Source organism: Mesorhizobium sp. WSM1343 (assembly GCF_055901535.1).
In genome coordinates this window covers 3425064-3443642 of sequence record NZ_CM148370.1, presented here as the reverse complement: position 1 = coordinate 3443642, position 18579 = coordinate 3425064, and the positions used below count along the sequence as shown (strand labels likewise).

Annotated in this window: 19 protein-coding genes, 1 other RNA gene and 1 pseudogene; 6 read left to right on the top strand and 15 right to left on the bottom strand. The window is 62.6% G+C overall.

Annotated elements, in window-relative coordinates:
• Positions 1 to 52: 52 nt before the first annotated feature.
• Entirely contained in the window at positions 53 to 1021 is a 969-nt protein-coding gene (gene miaA, locus AC0NIL_RS16665; protein WP_013531036.1) for a tRNA (adenosine(37)-N6)-dimethylallyltransferase MiaA, read from the bottom strand.
• On the opposite strand from miaA, the gene serB reads away from it, so the two are divergent.
• Together serB and AC0NIL_RS16655 are read left to right on the top strand one after the other, a co-directional pair.
• On the top strand, positions 1011 to 1898 hold the full coding sequence (serB, locus tag AC0NIL_RS16660; RefSeq protein ID WP_127370536.1) for a phosphoserine phosphatase SerB: 888 nt from the start codon (positions 1011 to 1013) through the stop codon (positions 1896 to 1898). The two genes, miaA and serB, sit on opposite strands and share 11 nt — an antisense overlap.
• Positions 1895 to 2467 carry a GNAT family N-acetyltransferase gene (locus AC0NIL_RS16655; protein WP_013531034.1) on the top strand — a complete coding sequence of 191 codons (573 nt, stop codon included), beginning with the start codon at positions 1895 to 1897 and terminating at the stop codon, positions 2465 to 2467. Before serB ends, AC0NIL_RS16655 begins: the two co-directional genes overlap by 4 nt.
• Before the next feature lie 43 nt (positions 2468 to 2510).
• Here AC0NIL_RS16655 and AC0NIL_RS16650 read toward each other — a convergent pair whose 3' ends face one another.
• The 6 genes from AC0NIL_RS16650 to AC0NIL_RS16625 form a co-directional block, all read right to left on the bottom strand.
• Complete coding sequence (locus AC0NIL_RS16650; protein ID WP_013531033.1) at positions 2511 to 4025, bottom strand: DegQ family serine endoprotease; 1515 nt, start codon at positions 4023 to 4025, stop codon at positions 2511 to 2513.
• Positions 4026 to 4152: 127 nt separating this feature from the next.
• Positions 4153 to 4341 carry a DUF2065 domain-containing protein gene (locus tag AC0NIL_RS16645; RefSeq protein WP_013531032.1) on the bottom strand — a complete coding sequence of 63 codons (189 nt, stop codon included), beginning with the start codon at positions 4339 to 4341 and terminating at the stop codon, positions 4153 to 4155.
• A 6-nt stretch (positions 4342 to 4347) separates the two neighbouring features.
• A complete protein-coding gene (gene hflC, locus AC0NIL_RS16640) occupies positions 4348 to 5316 on the bottom strand; it encodes a protease modulator HflC (RefSeq protein WP_013531031.1) in 969 nt (322 codons plus the stop codon).
• Positions 5316 to 6434: an FtsH protease activity modulator HflK gene (gene hflK / locus AC0NIL_RS16635; RefSeq protein WP_013531030.1), complete on the bottom strand. Its 1119-nt coding sequence runs from the start codon at positions 6432 to 6434 to the stop codon at positions 5316 to 5318. The genes hflC and hflK overlap by 1 nt, the downstream gene beginning before the upstream one ends.
• A 169-nt stretch (positions 6435 to 6603) precedes the next feature.
• On the bottom strand, positions 6604 to 7122 hold the full coding sequence (locus AC0NIL_RS16630; protein WP_013531029.1) for a dihydrofolate reductase: 519 nt from the start codon (positions 7120 to 7122) through the stop codon (positions 6604 to 6606).
• The gene (locus AC0NIL_RS16625) at positions 7122 to 8123 is read right to left on the bottom strand and encodes a DUF4424 domain-containing protein (protein ID WP_063172447.1); all 1002 of its coding nucleotides are present in this window, start codon (positions 8121 to 8123) and stop codon (positions 7122 to 7124) included. Before AC0NIL_RS16625 ends, AC0NIL_RS16630 begins: the two co-directional genes overlap by 1 nt.
• 179 nt (positions 8124 to 8302) lie before the next feature.
• On the opposite strand from AC0NIL_RS16625, the gene cobF reads away from it, so the two are divergent.
• Positions 8303 to 9079, top strand: coding sequence for a precorrin-6A synthase (deacetylating) (gene cobF / locus AC0NIL_RS16620; protein ID WP_013531027.1), 777 nt, complete (start codon positions 8303 to 8305; stop codon positions 9077 to 9079).
• Between the two features lie 237 nt (positions 9080 to 9316).
• Here cobF and AC0NIL_RS16615 read toward each other — a convergent pair whose 3' ends face one another.
• The 4 genes from AC0NIL_RS16615 to modA all read right to left on the bottom strand — a co-directional run bounded on the left by AC0NIL_RS16615 (position 9317) and on the right by modA (position 12362).
• Positions 9317 to 9658 carry a winged helix-turn-helix domain-containing protein gene (locus AC0NIL_RS16615; RefSeq protein ID WP_013531026.1) on the bottom strand — a complete coding sequence of 114 codons (342 nt, stop codon included), beginning with the start codon at positions 9656 to 9658 and terminating at the stop codon, positions 9317 to 9319.
• 80 nt (positions 9659 to 9738) lie between these two features.
• Positions 9739 to 10851, bottom strand: a complete 1113-nt coding sequence (gene modC / locus AC0NIL_RS16610) for a molybdenum ABC transporter ATP-binding protein (protein WP_473572008.1) — start codon at positions 10849 to 10851, stop codon at positions 9739 to 9741.
• Positions 10848 to 11552 carry a molybdate ABC transporter permease subunit gene (gene modB, locus AC0NIL_RS16605; protein WP_473572010.1) on the bottom strand — a complete coding sequence of 235 codons (705 nt, stop codon included), beginning with the start codon at positions 11550 to 11552 and terminating at the stop codon, positions 10848 to 10850. The genes modC and modB overlap by 4 nt, the downstream gene beginning before the upstream one ends.
• Before the next feature lie 15 nt (positions 11553 to 11567).
• Positions 11568 to 12362 (bottom strand): molybdate ABC transporter substrate-binding protein, encoded by a 795-nt coding sequence (modA, locus tag AC0NIL_RS16600; protein ID WP_224621277.1) that lies wholly within the window; start codon positions 12360 to 12362, stop codon positions 11568 to 11570.
• A 160-nt stretch (positions 12363 to 12522) separates the two neighbouring features.
• On the opposite strand from modA, the pseudogene AC0NIL_RS16595 reads away from it, so the two are divergent.
• A pseudogene (locus AC0NIL_RS16595) lies at positions 12523 to 12731 on the top strand (TOBE domain-containing protein).
• 11 nt (positions 12732 to 12742) lie between these two features.
• Here the strand turns inward: AC0NIL_RS16595 and AC0NIL_RS16590 are convergent.
• Complete coding sequence (locus AC0NIL_RS16590) at positions 12743 to 13537, bottom strand: thymidylate synthase (RefSeq protein WP_024501420.1); 795 nt, start codon at positions 13535 to 13537, stop codon at positions 12743 to 12745.
• A 160-nt stretch (positions 13538 to 13697) separates the two neighbouring features.
• Positions 13698 to 14009 (bottom strand): DUF2853 family protein, encoded by a 312-nt coding sequence (locus tag AC0NIL_RS16585; protein WP_275952761.1) that lies wholly within the window; start codon positions 14007 to 14009, stop codon positions 13698 to 13700.
• A gap of 169 nt (positions 14010 to 14178) precedes the next feature.
• Between AC0NIL_RS16585 and ssrA the strand changes: the two genes are divergently transcribed.
• Both ssrA and AC0NIL_RS16575 read left to right on the top strand, forming a co-directional pair.
• Positions 14179 to 14538: a transfer-messenger RNA gene (gene ssrA / locus AC0NIL_RS16580) on the top strand.
• 86 nt (positions 14539 to 14624) lie between these two features.
• Positions 14625 to 15176, top strand: coding sequence for an AAA family ATPase (locus AC0NIL_RS16575; protein ID WP_275953158.1), 552 nt, complete (start codon positions 14625 to 14627; stop codon positions 15174 to 15176).
• A gap of 64 nt (positions 15177 to 15240) precedes the next feature.
• On the opposite strand, the gene AC0NIL_RS16570 is transcribed toward AC0NIL_RS16575, so the two are convergent.
• The gene (locus tag AC0NIL_RS16570; protein WP_275952760.1) at positions 15241 to 17025 is read right to left on the bottom strand and encodes an acetolactate synthase 3 large subunit; all 1785 of its coding nucleotides are present in this window, start codon (positions 17023 to 17025) and stop codon (positions 15241 to 15243) included.
• Positions 17026 to 17322: 297 nt separating this feature from the next.
• Positions 17323 to 18528: a multidrug effflux MFS transporter gene (locus AC0NIL_RS16565; RefSeq protein ID WP_275952759.1), complete on the bottom strand. Its 1206-nt coding sequence runs from the start codon at positions 18526 to 18528 to the stop codon at positions 17323 to 17325.
• Positions 18529 to 18579 lie beyond the last annotated feature (51 nt).

The following is an 18579-nucleotide window of genomic DNA, read 5'->3' as shown; positions in this document are numbered from 1 at the left end:
GAGGGTTAATTTGGACAACCACAACGGGAACCTTTCCTTGCAGGTAAACTTTTCAGGTTGCATCGGAAGCAAGCGCTGAGATCGTGGTTTCCAGATCATCACCGGGGTGCAACCTCAGCCATTCCGGCCCCAATTGATGCCTGAACCAGGTGGTTTGCCGCTTGGAATATTGCCTGGTCGCGATCTTGGCGCGTTCGATTGCCTCGGGAAAGCCAATCCCTCCGGCCATCGCCGCCTGCAGTTCGCGAACGCCGATCGCTTTCATCGCCGGCAATTCGGGATCGAGGCCAAGTGCCGCAAGCCGCTTGACCTCGTCCAGCGCGCCCTTGTCCAGCATTTGGTCGAAGCGTTTGTCGATGCGTCCGACCAACGCCGCCCGATCCGGCTCGATCACCAGGAAATGCGCGCTTTGCCTGTCGATGAGCGGCTGGCCGCGCTCTGCCTGCCATTCCAGGATCGAACGGCCAGACGCATCGAGAACCTCCAATGCCCGCACGATGCGCTGGCTGTCGGTTGGCTTGAGCATCATGGCGGCCGCCGAATCCTCGCGCAGCAGCAGGCTGTGCAGCTTGACGGCGCCCTGCTCCTTCAATTCGTAGCGCCAACGGTCGCGGACCCGTTGCGGAATGTCGGGCATTTCCGAAATGCCCTCGGCTAATGCGCGAAAATAGAGCCCGGTGCCGCCGACAAAAATCGCTGTCCGTTCGGAGAATGTGCCGTCGTCGATCAGTTTCATCACGTCGCGCAGCCAGGCGCCGGTGGAATAGGGTGTCGCCGGATGGACATGGCCGTAGAGGAAATGCGGTGCGCGGGCGAGGTCGGCCGCCTCCGGCCGGGCGGTCAGCACGTCGAGCACCGAATAGCCCTGCATGGAATCCGTATTGACGATCACGCCACCCCTGCGCTCGGCCAGATCGAGCGCAAGCGCCGACTTGCCGCTGGCGGTCGGCCCGGCTATCAGGATCGCGTTCTTCACGCGGCCCTTGCCCGCCTGCCCGCCGGAATGTTCCATGCCGCTCATCGCCACGCTTGTTTCCCGTCCCACTGAGCGCGCTTTGTCGCTGTCGCTTGCGAATATGGCCTCACGGTCGGTCGGCGCAAGCGCTGTTGTCTGGCTGGCTGAAGGTATCGCCTGCGATCTCGTCCTGCCTGAGGCAGCCGACGCCGCCGCTGCGAGTGCCGTCTTGCGCACGGCACTCGCCAGCGAGTCGGTCGACGTGATCGTCCAAGAAGCAGAAACCCGCCGCAAGAAAATCCTGATCGCCGACATGGATTCGACCATGATCGACCAGGAATGCATCGACGAGCTGGCCGACGAGATCGGCGTAAAGGATCATGTTGCCACGATTACCGCGCGATCCATGAATGGCGAGATCGCCTTCGAACCGGCTTTGCGCGAGCGGGTGGCGTTGCTGAAGGGCCTCGACGCCACCGTGGTCGATCGCATCGTCGCCAATCGCCTGACGCTGGCCTCGGGCGGCCGTGTTCTGGTCCGGACCATGCGCGCCAACGGTGCCTGGACGGCACTCGTGTCTGGCGGGTTCGAGGTGTTCACGACGCGCATCGCCGCAATGCTCGGCTTCCAGGAGAACCGCGCCAATCGCCTGCTCGAACAGGACGGCCGCTTCACCGGCCTGGTCGGCGAACCGATCCTCGGCCGCGCCGCCAAGGCCGACGCGCTGATCGAAATTTCAGCGCGCCTCGGCCTGACGCCCGCCGACGCCATTGCCGTCGGTGACGGCGCCAATGATCTCGACATGATCCGCCTTGCCGGTACCGGTGTCGCGCTTCACGCCAAGCCGACGGTGGCGGCACAGGCCAAGGTCCGCATCGATCATGGCGACCTGACCGCGCTGCTCTATATGCAGGGCTACAGGCAGGAGGACTTTGTGCAATGAAACCAATGCGTACCGAGCGCCTGATCCTGCGCAACTGGGAGGATCGCGACCGCGACCTGTTCCACCGCATCAACTCCGACGACCGGGTGATGGAGTTCTTTCCATTCCGCCGCGACCGCGCCCAGGCGGATGCCAAGATGGACGAGCTCCGGGCCTGGACCACGAAGGACGGATACGGTTTTGCTGCCGCCGAGATCACCGCCACCGGTGAATGCATCGGCTTCATCGGTCTCCTCGACACCGATCATGTGCCATCCCTGCCAGCCGGCACCATCGAGATCGGCTGGCGGCTGGCACCTGAGTTCTGGGGCAAAGGCTATGTCACCGAGGCAGCCGAAGCGTGGCTGGCCTACGGCTTCGAGACACTTGGCCTCGATGAAATCGTGTCATTCGCCGTCGCGGCCAACCGCCGCTCCACCGCCGTCATGCAACGCCTCGGCATGAGCGCGGATCCGTCCGGCGATTTCGACCACCCCAGCATTCCCGACAGCCATCCGCATCTCAAACGGCATGTCCTCTACAGACTGTCGCGCCAGGACTGGCAGGCAAGAAAAAGGGCAGCTCGCTAGCCGCCCTTTTTTCAGTGTTGTCGTGTTGTCGATCTTCCGGACCTCAGTCCATCCTGATCGTCACGAACCTGAGCTCGCCGGTCTTCGAGGCCAGCATCAGCAACGCATTCTTGCGCCCCTGTTCCTTCAAGGCGCCGATCCGGTCCATGACGTCCTTGGGGGTAGCAACCGATTCCTGTGCGATCTCGGTGATCACCTCGCCGGGCTGGATGCCGCGTTCGGCGGCGGCCGAGTCCTTGGTGACGTCGGTGATGACGACGCCCGAAACATCGGCCGCAATGCTGAACTTCTTGCGTGTCTCGTCGTTCAGTTCGCCGACCGTCATGCCGAGCACCGAAGCAGTGGAAACGGCCGGAGCCTTGTCGCCCTTGTCCTGATCGGTGTTGCCCTCCTCGGCGTTGGCGGCCTTCTCGCCATCCTCGAGCCGGCCGAGGGTCACTTTCACCGTCTGTTCAACGCCCTTGCGCACGATCAGCACGTCGACCGCCTTGCCGACAGGGCTTTCGGCGACGACACGTGGCAGGTCGCGCATCTCATGAATATCCTTGCCGTCGAACTTGATGATGACGTCGCCTGCCTGGATCGTGCCATTGTCGACCGGGCCGCCCTTGATCACGCCGGCAACCAGCGCACCCTTTGCGGTCGCCATGCCGAGGCTTTCGGCGATGTCGTCGGTCACCGGCTGGATGCGCACGCCGAGCCAGCCGCGCCGCGTCTCGCCGAACTGGCGCAACTGGTCGACGACACCGGACGCGAGCTGCGACGGGATGGAGAAGCCGATGCCGATCGAGCCGCCGGATGGCGAGATGATCGCCGTGTTGATGCCGATGACTTCGCCCGCGCTGTTGAAGAGCGGTCCGCCGGAATTGCCGCGGTTGATCGCGGCATCGGTCTGGATGAAGTCGTCATAGGGGCCGGAATTGATGTCGCGGTTGCGGGCCGAGACGATGCCGACCGTCACCGTGCCGCCGAGGCCGAACGGATTGCCGATCGCCATCACCCAGTCGCCGACGCGCATCTTGGTGGAATCGCCGAACTTCACCGCCGTCAGCTTGTGGCCTTTCGGATCGACCTTGAGCACGGCGACATCGGTCTTGGTGTCGGTGCCGACCAGCGTCGCCTTCAAGGTGACGCCATCGGAGAAATTGACCTCGATGTCGTCGGCATCGGCAATGACATGGTTGTTGGTGACGACGATGCCTTGCTCGGCATCGATGACGAAGCCGGAGCCCAGCGACTGCACCTTCTGCGAGCCGTTGTCCTTGTCACCGCCGCGGTTCTTGAAGAAATCGTCGAAGAAATCCTGGAAGGGCGAACCCTCGGGCAATTGCGGCATCGGCACCGCGCCCGGGCCTTCGGTACCCTTGACCGTCTGCGAGGTCGATATGTTGACCACCGCGCCGAGCAGGCCTTGCGCCAGATCGGCGACCGAAGCGGGCCCATCGGCGGCAAATGTCGGCGCCGTGAAGGACGGGACAGCGACGGCGCTGACAAGAAGTGCCGCCGCGCCGGCGATGAATGTCCGCCGCGCCGCGCGCAAAATTGTATTGGATGTCATCGAGAAGCCTCCCGGTATTCTTGAAAAGAAAAGCGCTTCGACGAAAACGCCGCGTCACGCCATGTTGGCAAAAAATACGGCACGTTTGCGGCTATGACTATCGGCAGAGGATAAATCATCGCCGCCCTCATGCGCCTCGTACCAGCCAGACGATGCCGACGCCGATCGCGATCGCCGCCAGCCCGGCAATCCGCAGCGCGTTCTCGGGCAGCGACAGCACTTCGGTGGCAAGCTTCCTGGCCAGGCCGGGAAAGCCGCCATAGACCAGACCCTCTATGACGAGGACGAGGCCCATGGCGGCAAGAAAATCCTGCACCGGCCGCTACTGGCCGGTGCTGGGCTGTGCCGCCGGCGCGGCGGGTGCCGTCGCCGGAGCGTTTGGCGCAGGCGAAGCCGGCTTTGCCGGTCCCTCGCTGCCGTCGGGATTGCGGAAGAAGCGGAAGAACTCCGAGTTCGGCGACAGCACCATCGTCGTTCCGGTGTTGTCCAGCGCCGTGCCATAGGCATTCATCGACCGGTAGAAGTCGAAGAAAGCCGGATCGCGCTGATAGGCTCCCGCGAAGGTGGCGCTGCGCTGGGCCTCGCCCTCGCCGCGCAGGATTTCCGACTCTTTTTGGGCTTCGGCGACGATCTCGACCACTTCGCGATCGGCGCGGGCGGTGATGCGCTGTGCCGCCTCATTGCCGCGCGCCCTCAGCCGGGCAGCTTCCGCCAGGCGTTCCGCCTTCATGCGGTCGAAGGTCTGCTGCGAGACTTCGGCCGTGAGATCGGTGCGGCGAATGCGGACATCCTCGATCTGCAGGCCGAGCGATGTGGCATCGGGCCTGAGCTGGTCGCGGACTTCGCGCATCATCACGCCGCGCTCTTCGGAGAGTGCTGCCTCGAAATCACGCAGACCATAGACACGGCGCAAGGCAGCGTCGAGACGCGTCCTGAGCCGGGCCTCGGCCAATTCGATCTGACCGGACACCGCGGCGCGGAAGACCCGCGGATCCGAGATGCGATAGGCGATGAAGGCATCGACCTCATAGAACTTGCCGCCCGAGACCTGGACGCGAATGTTGTCGAGATCGAAGCGCAGCACCCGGTTCTCGATCAGCTGCACGGTGTCGGCGTCGAAGAACGAGAACGGCGCCTTGAAGTAGATGCCGGGTTCGCTCTTGACGTCGACAATCTCACCGAACCTGAGCACCAGTGCCTGCTGGCGCGCATTGACCACGAAGACCGACGAATAGAGCAGGAACAGGATAACCGCTGCTGCGACGACGATGATGGGAAGACGGTTGGCCATCACTGGTTACCTCCCGTAACGGGGGCGGCCGGTGCCGGCGCTTTCGGCTGCAATGCCGGCAGCGGCAGATAGGGAACGACCCCTTGCCCGTTGCCCTGCTCGACGATGACCTTGCTCGAATCCTTCAGAACCTTCTCCATGGTTTCCAGGTAGAGGCGCTTGCGCGTTACATCGGGCGCCTTGGCATATTCGTCATAGACCGAGATGAAGCGCTGCGCCTCACCCTCGGCTTCCTGCACGACCCGGTTCTTGTAGGCGGCCGCGTCTTCGCGGATCTGTGCGGCCTCGCCGCGCGCCTGCCCGAGCTTCTGATTGGAGTACTGGTTGGCCTGCTCGACGAACTTGTCCTCGTCCTGCTCGGCGCGCTGCACCTCGTCGAACGCATCGGCCACTTCGCGTGGCGGTGCCGCATCCTCGATCGAGACGGCGTTGACGTTGAGACCGGCCTTGTAGCCGTCCAGCGTCGTCTGGATGATCTCACGCACCGAGGCGGCAATGCCCTGGCGGTCGTCGCGGAAGATGTCCTGCGCCGGCCGGCGGCCGACGGCTTCACGCATGGCGCTTTCGGCAACCTGCCGCAGCATGCCGTCGGGATCGGACACATCGAACAGATACGCGCGCGGGTCGGAGACCTGATAGGCCACGGAGAACTGGACGTTGACGATGTTCTGGTCGCCGGTAAGCATCAGCCCGGACGTATTGCCACTTGTCGCGCCGCCACCGCCGATATCGACGAGCTGCTCGGAAATCTTGGCCGTCTCGACGGTTTCGAGCGGCCACCAATGGAAATGCAGGCCAGGCTGCGACAGTTCGGTCTTCGGCTTGCCGAAGCGCAGTTCGACCGCGACCTCATCGGGCTGCACGGTGTAAACCGCCTTGAACGCCCACAGCACCACAAGTGCAGCCGCGATCAGCGCGAAGATAGCCGGGCTCGCGCCGCCGCCGCCCGGAAGAGCGCGCCGCAGCCGGTCCTGGCCGCGGCGGATGATGTCTTCTAGATCGGGAGGCGAGCCCTGCGGCCCGCTCGGTCCTTTTGGACCCTGCCCCCAGGGTCCCTGATTGTTGCCGCCGCCACCCCATGGGCCGCCGCCACCGCCGCTTTTGTCGTTCCAGGGCATGAATGTCCTTTCGCTTGGAATTCCCTCAAGCGCCGGCATTACGGCGCAAAATCCAGTATTGTTCTTCTATAGGCACGCCACGGGGCGCTTTCAACGCGATGCGCTTCCGACTTCGTCCGATTTGGTCCAGTCGCGACCCTTTGTCTTCCTTCAATGGCTCTTTTTTCGTTCAATGTCTCTCGCGACGCCGCTCGTAAACCGAATAGCGCGTCGGGTGGCTGTCCTTTTCCCCGGCTGGGACGTCCTGCGAGCTGACAATGCGCCAGGAATCGGGATCGATCGGCGGGAAATGCGCATCGCCGTCGACCGCTGCCAGCACATGGGTGACGTGCAGCCGGTCGGCCAGCAGCATGGCCTGGGCATAGATTTCGCCGCCGCCGATGACGCACACCTCGTCGACATCGGCCATGCCGCGCCCGCGCACCGTCGCCAGCTGGATCGCGGCTTCGAGCGAATGTGCCACCTCGACGCCCTCGGCGCGCCAGGTCTCGTCGCGGGTCACGACGATGTTCAACCTGCCCGGCAGCGGCCGACCGATGCCCTCATAGGTCTTGCGGCCCATGATGATAGGCTTGCCCATCGTATCGGCCTTGAAGCGCTTGAGATCGGTGGAGAGCCGCCACGGGAGCCCGCCGTCCCGCCCGATCACGCCGTTCTCGGCAATGGCAACGTAGATTGCGACATGCATCAATTTTCGTCCGTCGGCTCGAGGATCAGGATGTCGATGTCGCGCTCGGGGTAGAAATCATCCGCCGTCATCTCGAAGGTCGTCGGTCCAGTCTTTTTGACATTGTCGCCGCAGAACGAGACCAGGGCTTTCGGATTGCCCTTGTCGATCGTCAGCTTGAACTTGCCGATCGTGCCCGTAGCCCAGTTGCCGCCGGTGGTCAGGATATAGGCGATGCGGCTCTCGAAATATTTGGGGTAGCCGTCAGGGTCGTCCTTGGCCGCCTTGCGCACCGCATTTTCGAATGTGCCGTCCATGCAATACCGGGTCTTGTAGGCCGCATACTGACCCTGGAATTTGCCGTCGTAGAAGAAGCTGACCGAAGACGTGCCGCCGACGCTCGGTCTGTAGTGGTGGGAAACATGGACGTCCTTGTTGGCCGGAAAGGTCGAGCGCCACCAGTAGGTCGAACGCAATTGCCAGAACGGGGTGTAGACCTTGCTCGTCTCGGTGCCGTCGCTGCCGGTGTCCTCGATGATGATGCCGCGGTTGACCCAGTCATCGACAACCGCTTGCGGCAGCTTCGCCAGCGCCGCCTTCGCCGCATCGCCGAAAGGATAGAACGGCACGTTTTGCGCCTTCAGCTCAGCGCTGATGTCGATGCCGAGCGCCAACACCTTCTGCTCGAGCTGCGGCTTTGCGGCGACACCGTCGATCGTCACCTCGAAACCGAGGAAATTATCGCTCTGATTTTCAGGAATCGCCGGGATTTCTTCGGGATTGCCCGATATGTCGGGCATCGGGAAGGCGACGATGGCCTGGACATCCTGATCGGTGTTGTTGTGGAAGACATAGTCGACCGTGACCTTTTCCGGCGAGATGAAAAGGTCCTCGCTTTGCATCGCCACGGCATCGCTGCGCGACAGGATCAGGCCGCCGGTGCCAAGTTCGGCAACCGAATCATTGGCGAAAGCGGGTGCGGACGACAAGGCCAGCACGGCGGTCAGAACATATCGCAACATGGAAGCCCCCTCGGCTGGAATGCCTGCAGGACCCTAGCCGTTTCAATGTGGCGTTCAAAGCCCTTCCGTATCCGCGGACGCACCAAAGGGAGCTGGACTGCGGTCTGGACACGCGCCTGCGCGGTCTGGGCGCCTGTGCGGTCTGGACTAACGGGTTCCGATCGGGCAGGAGTTCGCCCATGCGCAAGCTTCTCGTCATCGGCATCGGCGCCGGCAATCCCGACCACATGACCGTTCAGGCCATATCAGGCCTGAACCAGGCGGATGTGCTGTTCATTCCCGACAAGGGCGCGAAAAAAAATGAATTGGCCGAACTGCGCCGTCAGATCTGCGACCGCTTCGTCACCAATCCGAAGTCGCGGCGCGTCGAATTCGACGTGCCGGTGCGAGACCTCCCGGTAGAAGATGGTCCGGCGCCCTCCTACCGCTCGACCGTCGATGACTGGCATGAAGCCATCGCCGCCATTTACGAAGGCCTGATCCGCGACGAGATTGCAGGCGACGGCTGCGGCGCCTTCCTGATCTGGGGCGACCCTTCGCTCTATGACAGCGCGTTGCGCATCCTTGAGCGCGTGCGCCTGCGAGGCGATGTGGCGTTCGAGCTTGAGGTCATCCCCGGCATCACCGCCGTCCAGGCACTTGCCGCCAGCCACAAGATGGCGCTGAACCGCATCGGCGATTCCGTCCTCATTACCACCGGCCGCCGCCTGACCGAAGAAGGCATGCCGGACAATGCCGGCAGCGCGGTCGTCCTGCTGGACGGCAAATGCGCCTTCAACACGCTGGCCGACAAGGATGTCGTCATCCATTGGGGCGCCTATCTCGGAACGGAAGACGAGATCACTCTCTCCGGCAGGATCGGTGACATCGGCGCAAAGATCGAAAAAGTTCGAGAGGAAGCCCGTCGGCGGAAGGGCTGGATCATGGACAGCTATTTGCTGCGCAAGCCCGAATAGGAAGGCAATAGGGAGTAAGGGAGTAAGGGAGTAGGGCAGTAGGGCAGTAGGTGAATGACGTTTTGTGTTGGAAGACAGCACGCGAATGCCTCCCTACTGCCCTACTGCCCTACTGCCCTACTGCCCTACTGCCCTACTGCCCTACTGCCCTACTGCCCTACTGCCCTACTGCCCTACTGCCCTACTGCCCTACTGCCCTACTGCCCTACTGCCCTACTGCCCTACTGCCCTACTCCCTCACCCAGCCTCAATCTCCGCCTGCAACGCCTCCATATGCGTCGCTGCCGCGGCCGCCGCCGCGCGCTCGATGGCGCGGAAGCGGCTGACCACTGCCAGGCCGACCGCCGTCAACTGTGCGCCGCCGCCCTTGCGGCCGCCGGTCTGTGCCGCCACCAGCGGCTTGCCGAATACCCGGTTCATGTCCTCGACCAGGTCCCAGGCGTGCTTATAGGACATCTCCATGCCGCGCGCGGCGGCCGAGATGGAGCCGAAGGCGGCGATCTGTTCCAGGAGTTCGATCTTGCCCGGCCCGACGCGCCCGTCGGGATCGAGATTTATCCGCAAGCTCAGCGACGGCATCTTTGCTCTCCGCGGTCACATCCCAACGTCATACTAGAAGCTCCCTGGCGAAACCGCTATTCCAAAAAGACATAGCGGGATCATCCATCCGTCTCGGCGGGCAGGCCGGCGCCGGTGTTCGCCCGATCGAAGCTCACCGTCTTGATCACCGCGAAAACCTTGCCGCCAAGATGAAGCTTCAGCGCCTGCCGCGACTGTTCGGTGATGCGGGCAAGCACGGTTGCGCCATTGCAGTCGATACCGACCTCGACCGCCGGTCCCTCGCCGGGGCTCATCGCGGTAATGGTTCCCGGCAGGATGTTGAGCGCGCTGAGACCCCTCGGCTTTTCGGTGGCGATCATCACATCGCGTGCGCGGATACGGATGCGCACCGGCGTACCTGTCTTCATCGCCAGCTGTGGCACCCGGAGCTCGCCCGCAGCCGAGCCGAGCACGGTCATGCCGAAACTCTCGTCGTGATGCAGCACCTTGGTGTCCAGCACGGCGCCGCCCTCGCCGCGCTCCTCCGCCGGCAACAGGTCGAGCCTTTGCATCACCGCCTCGGTCGGCCCGCTGGCAACGACATTGCCCTGCGCCAGCATCACCACGTCGCTGGCCAGCCGCGCCACTTCGGCGACCGAATGACTGACATAGACGATCGGGATTTTGATCTCGTCGCGCAGCCTTTCGACATAGGGCAGGATTTCGGCCTTGCGCGCCTCGTCGAGCGAGGCCAGCGGTTCGTCCATGAGCAGCAGTCTGGGGCTGGCAAGCAATGCCCGGCCGATCGCCACACGCTGTTTCTCGCCACCTGAGAGCTTTGCCGGCCGCCTGTTCATGAGCGGCCCGATGCCGAGCAGGTCGACGACGGCATCGATATCGGCGTAGCGCTCCGCCGGCGGCGTGAACCAGCGGCCGTAGCGAAGATTGCCGGCAACGCTCAAATGCGGAAACAGCCTTGCGTCCTGGAACACCATGCCGATGCGGCGCTTGTGCTTCGGCACGAAAATGCCGGCACCGGTATCGACCAGCACACGGCCGTCAACCTCGATGCGTCCCTTGTCGGGCCGGATCAGCCCGGCAATCATGCCGATCAGCGTCGTCTTGCCCGACCCCGACGCTCCGAACAGCGCCGTCAGCCGCCCGGCGCTTTCGAAGCGGGCGCCGATGGCGAAACCGCCCTGCCGATGGCTGATGTCGACGAGAACGCTCATTCGATGTCCAGCCGCCGGCCGACACGCCGCGCCAGCACCTCCGAAGCCACAAGTGCTGCCATGGAGATGACAATGGAAATCAGCGTCAGGCGGAGCGCCCCTTCATCGCCACCCGGCACCTGCGTGAAGGTGTAGATCGCCGACGGCAATGTCTGCGTCTCATTGGGAATGTTGGAAACGAAGGTGATGGTGGCGCCGAACTCGCCCATCGCCTTGGCGAAGGCCAGGATGGCGCCGGCGATCAGCCCGGGCAGGATCAACGGCAGCGTGATGGTGGCAAACACCCAGAGCGGATTGGCGCCGAGCGTTCCCGCCGCCGCTTCCATCCTACGGTCCACCGCCTCGATCGACAGCCGGATCGCCCGCACCATCAGGGGAAAGCCCATGACGCCGCAAGCCAGCGCCGCACCCGTCCAGCGGAAGGAGAAGACAATGCCGAAATGCTCCGCCAGGAAGGCACCGGCCGGGCCGCGCCGGCCGAAGGTGAGCAGCAGCAGATAGCCGGTCACCACGGGCGGCAGGATCAGCGGCAAATGCACCAGCCCGTTGAGAACGGCCTTGCCCCAGAACTGTCCCCGGGCAAGCAGAAGCGCGATCAAGATGCCCGGCGGCAGGCTGGCGAGCATCGCCACCGTTGCCACCTTGATGGACAGCCGGACCGCATTCCATTCGTCGGGAGTGAGGTCCAGCAGCCAGTTCATAGTGCCCCTTGGAACTCAGTTGCTCGGCGCGAGCACGGTAAATCCCTGATCCTTGAACAGCGCGGCCGCCTTGGCCGACTGCAGGCATTTCAGGAAAGCCGGCGTATCCTTGTCCTTCGAATCGGCGGTCTGGGCAACCGGATAGATGATCGGCGGATGCGAATCCTCCGGGAAGGTGCCGATCACCTTGACGCCCTTTTCGGCATGCGCGTCGGTGGCATAGACAATGCCAAGGGCGGCTTCGCCCGTCGAAACCAGTTTCAGCGCCGCGCGCACGTTTTCGGCCTGCGCCACCTTGCCCTCGACCGAGGACCAGACGCCGAGCGATTCAAGCGCGGCCTTGCCGTATTTGCCGGCCGGCACCGCCTTGAAATCGCCCATGGCGAGCTTGCCGTCGCCGATCAGCTTGGCGAGGTCGAAACCCTTCTCGATCCTGGTGTCGACCGCCGAGTCCTTCGGCGCCACCAGCACGATCCGATTGCCGAGCAGCTTCACTTCGGTGTCCGGCTTGGTCAGCTTCTTGTCGGAGAGATATTTCATCCAGTCGAGATCGGCCGAGATGAAGACGTCGGCAGGCGCCCCGCCCTCGATCTGCTTGGCCAGCGCCGAGCTCGCGGCATAGGAGACAGTCGCCGCCTCGCCGACATCGGCCTCGCAGGCCTTGTTCACCGCGTCGAGCGCGTCCTTGAGGCTGGCTGCGGCAAACACCACCACCTTGTCTTCCGCATGCGCTGCCGGCACGACTGCCATCAGCGCCGCAGCCAAACCGCCAATGGCGATCGCCCTAGATCCAAAACCTGTGCGCGTCATGGAAAACTCTCCCTGGTTTGAAATCCGGCCGGCTCGAAGCCTGCTGACCGATATATCCGTATGAATATAACAAGGGAAGGCCCGGCGCCTCATGAAAGCGTCTGTACGACACCAATTGTTCTGGTAAGACCGGCAAAGAAACCTTGGAAAGGAAACTCCGATGAAGATCAGCGCCCGCAACGTCCTCAAGGGACGATCGCCGAGATCGTCAAGGGAGCCACCACCTCGCATGTCAGGATCGACATTGGCGGCGGCGCCATCGTCACCGCCTCGATCACCAACGAGGCCGTCGCCGATCTCAAGCTCGAAAAGGGCAAGCAGGCCTATGCCGTGATCAAAGCCTCGGACGTGATGGTCGGCATCGACTGAAATTTGCGGCCTTAGACCGCGATCGGCGCCTTGATCGACGCGTCGGCGACGTAGTTTTCCAGCCGGAAATCCTCGAAGCGGAAGGCGAAGAGGTCCTTCACCTCCGGATTGATCCACATCGTCGGCAGCGTCCTCGGCGTGCGCCGCAGCTGTTCGCGTGCTTGCTCGAAATGGTTCGAGTAGAGGTGCGCATCGCCAAGTGTGTGGACGAAATCGCCGGGTTTCAGCCCTGTCACCTGCGCCACCATCAAGGTCAGCAGGGCATAGGACGCGATGTTGAACGGCACGCCAAGGAAGATATCGGCGGAACGCTGGTAGAGTTGGCAGGAAAGCCGCCCTTCCGAAACATAGAACTGGAACAGGCAGTGGCAGGGCGGCAGCGCCATCGCTTCCACCTCGGCTGGGTTCCATGCCGAAACAATCAGCCGCCGCGATTGAGGATTTCTGCGTATTTCCTTGAGAAGATTCGCGATCTGGTCGATCGAGCCGCCATGGCCGTCCGGCCAGGAACGCCACTGCTTGCCGTAGACCGGGCCGAGATCGCCATTCTCGTCGGCCCATTCGTCCCAGATCGAGACGCCATGGTCGGTGAGATATTTGATGTTGGTGTCGCCGGCCAGGAACCACAGAAGCTCATGGATGATCGACTTGAGATGCAGCTTCTTGGTTGTGGTGACGGGAAAGCCGCGCGCCAGGTCGAAACGCATCTGGTAGCCGAAGACGGAGCGCGTTCCGGTGCCGGTGCGATCGCCGCGGTCGGCGCCGTTGTCCAGCACGTGCTGCAGGAGGTCGAGATACTGGCGCATCGGTTCCGGCTCGATTCGGTTGTCCAGCCATCATAACTGACAGACGGGCGATCGAACACCACAAAGCAGCGCGCAAGCCATGCCCGAAGCCAGCCAGTCCCCAACAACATCACCGGCTGGCGCATGGACCGCGCCAGCCCGGCGAATTGAAGCGCGGCCGTCAGAGGGAGCCGAGTTTACCCAGGTCCTTGGCAACCAGGTAGTAGAAGGTAACCCGGTTCTTGGTATTGTCGGCGGCCATCGCCTTGCAGACCTTCTCGATCGAAGCGTCAGCCTTGTTGTCGTCCGATATGCCGAGCTTCTTGGCAACCCAGCCAGCCTTGACGCGCTCCAGTTCCTTCGGATCGGTGCAAGACACCAGCGAGGAATCGCGGTTCCGAAGCGCAATACCAAGATGCTTCACGATTTTGTCGACCACGTCGGCACTCGCCGAGGCATCGTATTTCTTCACGTCTGCAAGATAGTCGGCCATCAAAATTCCCTCGTCGGCGCCACGGATCCGATCGATGAGGGCTGTGGCGCGCTGCTGCAACTTGTGCGCTATGTCGGTAACTCCTCACCGGGGCAAAGCTTCGGTTGAGACCGCGCTCAAGTCAACCCTTCGGACTTGCGGTTTTGACACGGGGACAAAGTGCCATTGCGGCCTTTCATTTCCTGCGATCGCCCCCTATATTCGGTTTGTCGGCTTGACCGACTATGGCGATAAATGGGCGATGAAATAAGCCGTTCGGACCCGGGGGCGGTACCCGGCGCCTCCACCAAAAGCCGCTGTTGACGACAGAGCGGTTTTTGCTGGGGGCGAAATAGGATCGACGAAGGTGTAAAGATCGTACTTTTGCCCGGCATAGTACCACCGTCATCGGGCTAAACCTGTAGTTGCAAATGACAACTATGCGGAAGCACGTCTCGCCGCGTAAGCGGTGCGATAGCTTCAAATCAAGCCCTAGAGGTTCGCACTTCTAGGCGGGGTTCGGAGGTACCTGGCAACAGAAACCTCCACTTCTCCCCTCCTCCGATATCCAGCATGCGCGACGGCAGTTCCGCCGCGAACGCGCCCTGCCGCGTGCTCCCTCGCCATGGACAAAACATGCAAAACGATTCCGATCGCTTTTTTGTGCTGACCGGCGGTCCCGGCTCCGGCAAGACCACCTTGATCGAAGCCCTGCGCCACGCAGGCTTTGCCACCTCGGTCGAAGCCGGGCGTGGCATTATCCGCGACCAGTCCGCCATTGGCGGACCCGCTTTGCCCTGGCACGATCGCGCCCTGTTCGTCGAGTTGATGCTGTCATGGGAGATGCGCTCGTATCAAATTGCACAAGAACAGACCGGGCGTCCTGTTTTTTTCGATCGCGGCGTTCCGGACACGCTCGGCTATCTCAGCCTGAGCGGCCTGCCGATACCCGAACACGCCCACGCTGCCGCAGAGCGCTTCCGCTATCATCGGCGCGTCTTCGTCGCCCCGCTTTGGCCGGAGATCTTCGCGCAGGACAAAGAGCGCAGGCAGACGCTCGACGAGGCCGAGCGTACCCACCATGCGCTGGTCGGCGTCTATACGGAACTGTGCTATGAGATGGTTCCGTTGCCGCTGGCCCCCGTCGAGGCGCGGCTGCGCTTCGTGCTGGCGCAAACCGGGGTGTAGCCTTGAAGTCGGACGCAATCGAGCGGGATGCACTATTCAATTCGAATGCATCCCGCTCTGGGGTCTATACCAGTCCCTGGCCGATCTCATCGGTTGCACTGGCGAAGGTCTCGCCGGGCAAGAGCATCTCATTATGGGCTCTGCCCGTCCGGATCATCGGAAGGCAATTGGCGAGTTCGGCAACACGGCAGTCGAAGAGCACCGGCCGGTTTACATCGATCATTTCCTGAATCGCATCATCGAGGTCGGCCGGCTTCTCACAACGTACGCCGACCGCACCGAACGCTTCAGCCAGTTTGACGAAATCGGGCAAAGTTTCGGAATAGGAATGCGCAAGCCGGTTTCCGTGAAGCATTTGCTGCCACTGGCGAACCATGCCCATGTAAGAGTTGTTCAAGATGAATATCTTGATAGGCGCATTGTACTGAACCGCCGCCGACATCTCTTTCATCGTCATCTGGACAGATGCGTCGCCGGCAATATCGATGACGAGGCTTTCCGGGTGCGCGATCTGCACGCCCAATGCCGCCGGCAAGCCATAACCCATCGTACCAAGGCCGCCCGACGTCATCCAGCGACGCGGCTTTTCGAAACCGTAGAACTGGGCCGCCCACATCTGATGCTGGCCAACTTCGGTCGTAATGTAGGTGTCGCGATCCTTCGTCAGCGCGTAGAGACGCTCGACCGCGTATTGCGGCATGATCACCTCGTTGCTCATTTCGTAAGAGAAGGAGTTGCGCCCGCGCCAGCGCGCGATCTGTTTCCACCATTCGTCGAGGCGTCTTCTGTCAGGGTTTTGCGGCAGCGCACGCCATGAGCGAACCAGGCTGTCCACCACCTTGCCGGCATCGCCCTGGATGCCGACGTCGGCACGGACGGTCTTGTTGATCGAGGAGGGATCGATATCGACATGGATCTTCCTTGAGCTCGGTGAAAAAGCCTCCACGCGCGAAGTCACGCGATCGTCAAAGCGGGCGCCGATGCAGAGCATAACGTCGCACTCATGCATGGCCATGTTCGCCTCGTACGATCCGTGCAGGCCGACCATTTTCAGCCAGTTCTTGCCGGATGCCGGATATGCGCCAAGCCCCATGAGAGTCGAGGTGATCGGGAAATCAGTCAGTTCGACAAGCTCCCGCAGCAGTCTCGATGCCTCCATGCCGGAATTGACGATGCCACCGCCGGTATAAATGACTGGACGACGGGCATTGGCCATCAACTCTATCGCCTTGCCGATCTCGTTGATGTCGCTCTCCACCGTCGGCCGACAGCTCTTCAGTGCAGCAGCATCCGAGGGCGGCGTGTACACGCCGGTGGCAAACAGGACGTCCTTTGGCATGTCGACGAGGACAGGTCCCGGTCGTCCGGACTTGGCGATGTGAAAAGCCCTGTGGATCGTTGACGCCAGTTCGTTGACGTCCTTGACCAACGAATTGTGCTTGGTGCAGGGCCGCGTAATGCCGACCGTGTCGCATTCCTGAAAGGCATCGGAGCCGATCAGCGTTGTCGGCACCTGTCCTGTCAGGCAGACGATCGGCACCGAATCCATAAGCGCATCCTGCAGTGGCGTTACCGCATTTGTCGTGCCTGGACCGGATGTGACGAGCATGACGCCGACCTTGCCCGTAGACCGTGCATAGCCTTCGGCGGCATGGCCCGCACCTTGCTCATGGCGCACGAGGATATGCTTGATGTCATCCTGTTGGAATATCTCGTCGTAGATCGGCAGCAAGGCGGCGCCAGGATAGCCGAAGACATGCTCTACGCCATTGTCTCTGAGTGCGTGGAGAACGATCTCCGCGCCTGTCATGCGCTTGCTCGCGGTTTGAATAGGGTTCTCGCCCGTCATGGTTCTGATCCGTGGTGTATTGCGTGATGAGGATGATTGACGGGGCATCGCCCGGATTTCGGGCATAAAAAAAGGCCCCGTCAGGAGCCTGTTTACCGCGCATGGGTGGCTATCGCCGGATGGTTACACCATCCTGCCCATGCGCTTTCCTACCACCACGAGAGCCGTTGCGATCATCATGACCATCGCTGCTACAGCCGAAACCGGGCGTCGTCAACGCCTTTCGGACGGAACTGTCCGCGCCCAATGGCAAAGAGGCCGGCATGAGCCGGCCCCTTCGTTCTCATCGAAAGTCTACTACTCAGCCGGCACCTCGACGGCCTCGCGCGAGCGGCCGAGCGTGAACTTGGCCAGCGTGAAGGAAATCACCGCGCAGAGCGTGATGCCGGCCACCATCGGCAGCGGCGTACCGTCGAAGAACACGCCGGCAACACCCATGGCGAGTGCGCCGATGGCGAAATGCAGCGTGCCCATCAGCGCCGACGCCGTGCCGGCAATCTCGCCATGTTCTTCCATGGCCAGCACCGAGGTGGTCGGAATGACCAGGCCAAGGAAGCCGTAGCCGACGAACAGCAGCGCCGCCATCACGTCGAGCCGATCGATCCCCGTCGCCATCACCGCGAACAGCACCACCATCGTCGTCGCATAGCCGGTCACCGCGACACGCACCACGCGCCTCAGGCCGAAGCGCTCGGCCAGCAGCCCCGTCATTTGCGACATGCCGATGAAGGCGACCGCGTTGATCGAGAAGAACACGCTGTAGACCGAAGGCGACAGCCCGTAATGGTCGATCAGGATGAACGACGAACTCGACAGATAGACGAAGAAGCTGGCAATGCCGAAGCCGGCGATCGCCGTCAGGCCAAGGAAGTTACGGTCGCCCATCAGGAAGCGGTAGGCTGACAGCGCGGTGCCGAACGAGGACCCGGCGCGATCTTCCACCGACCGCGTCTCCTTGAGCGAGGTTGCCAGAAGGATGGTGGCCAGCAAAGCCGCGCCCGTCACCGTCCAGAACACGGCGCGCCAGCCGAAACTCTCGATGATCACGCTGCCTGTCAGCGGCGCCAGGATCGGCGACACCGAGAACACCAGCATCAGCAAGGACATCAGCTTGGCGGCCTCATTACCGGTGTGCAGGTCGCGCACGATGGCGCGCGGAACGGCCATGCCGGCGCTGGCGCCAAGGCCCTGCAGGAAACGGAAAGCGATCAGCCATTCGATGGTCGGCGCCATTGCCGAACCGATGCCGCCGACCATGAACAGCGCAAGACCGCCGTAGAGCGGCAGCTTGCGGCCGACCATGTCGGAGATCGGCCCGACGACGATCTGGCCAAAGCCCATCGACAGGAAGAAGATCAACAGGCTCATCTGCACGGCAGCGGTGCCGGCATGCAGATCGGCGCCGATCGACGGCAGCGCGGGCAGATACATGTCGATGGCGAACGGGCCGATGGCGGACAACAAGCCGAGCACGACCGCGATGCGGAGGAATTTGGGACTCATGATAGAGGCTTCTTTCAAATCTGGTTGCCGCCGCCAGGCGGCGTCTAACCT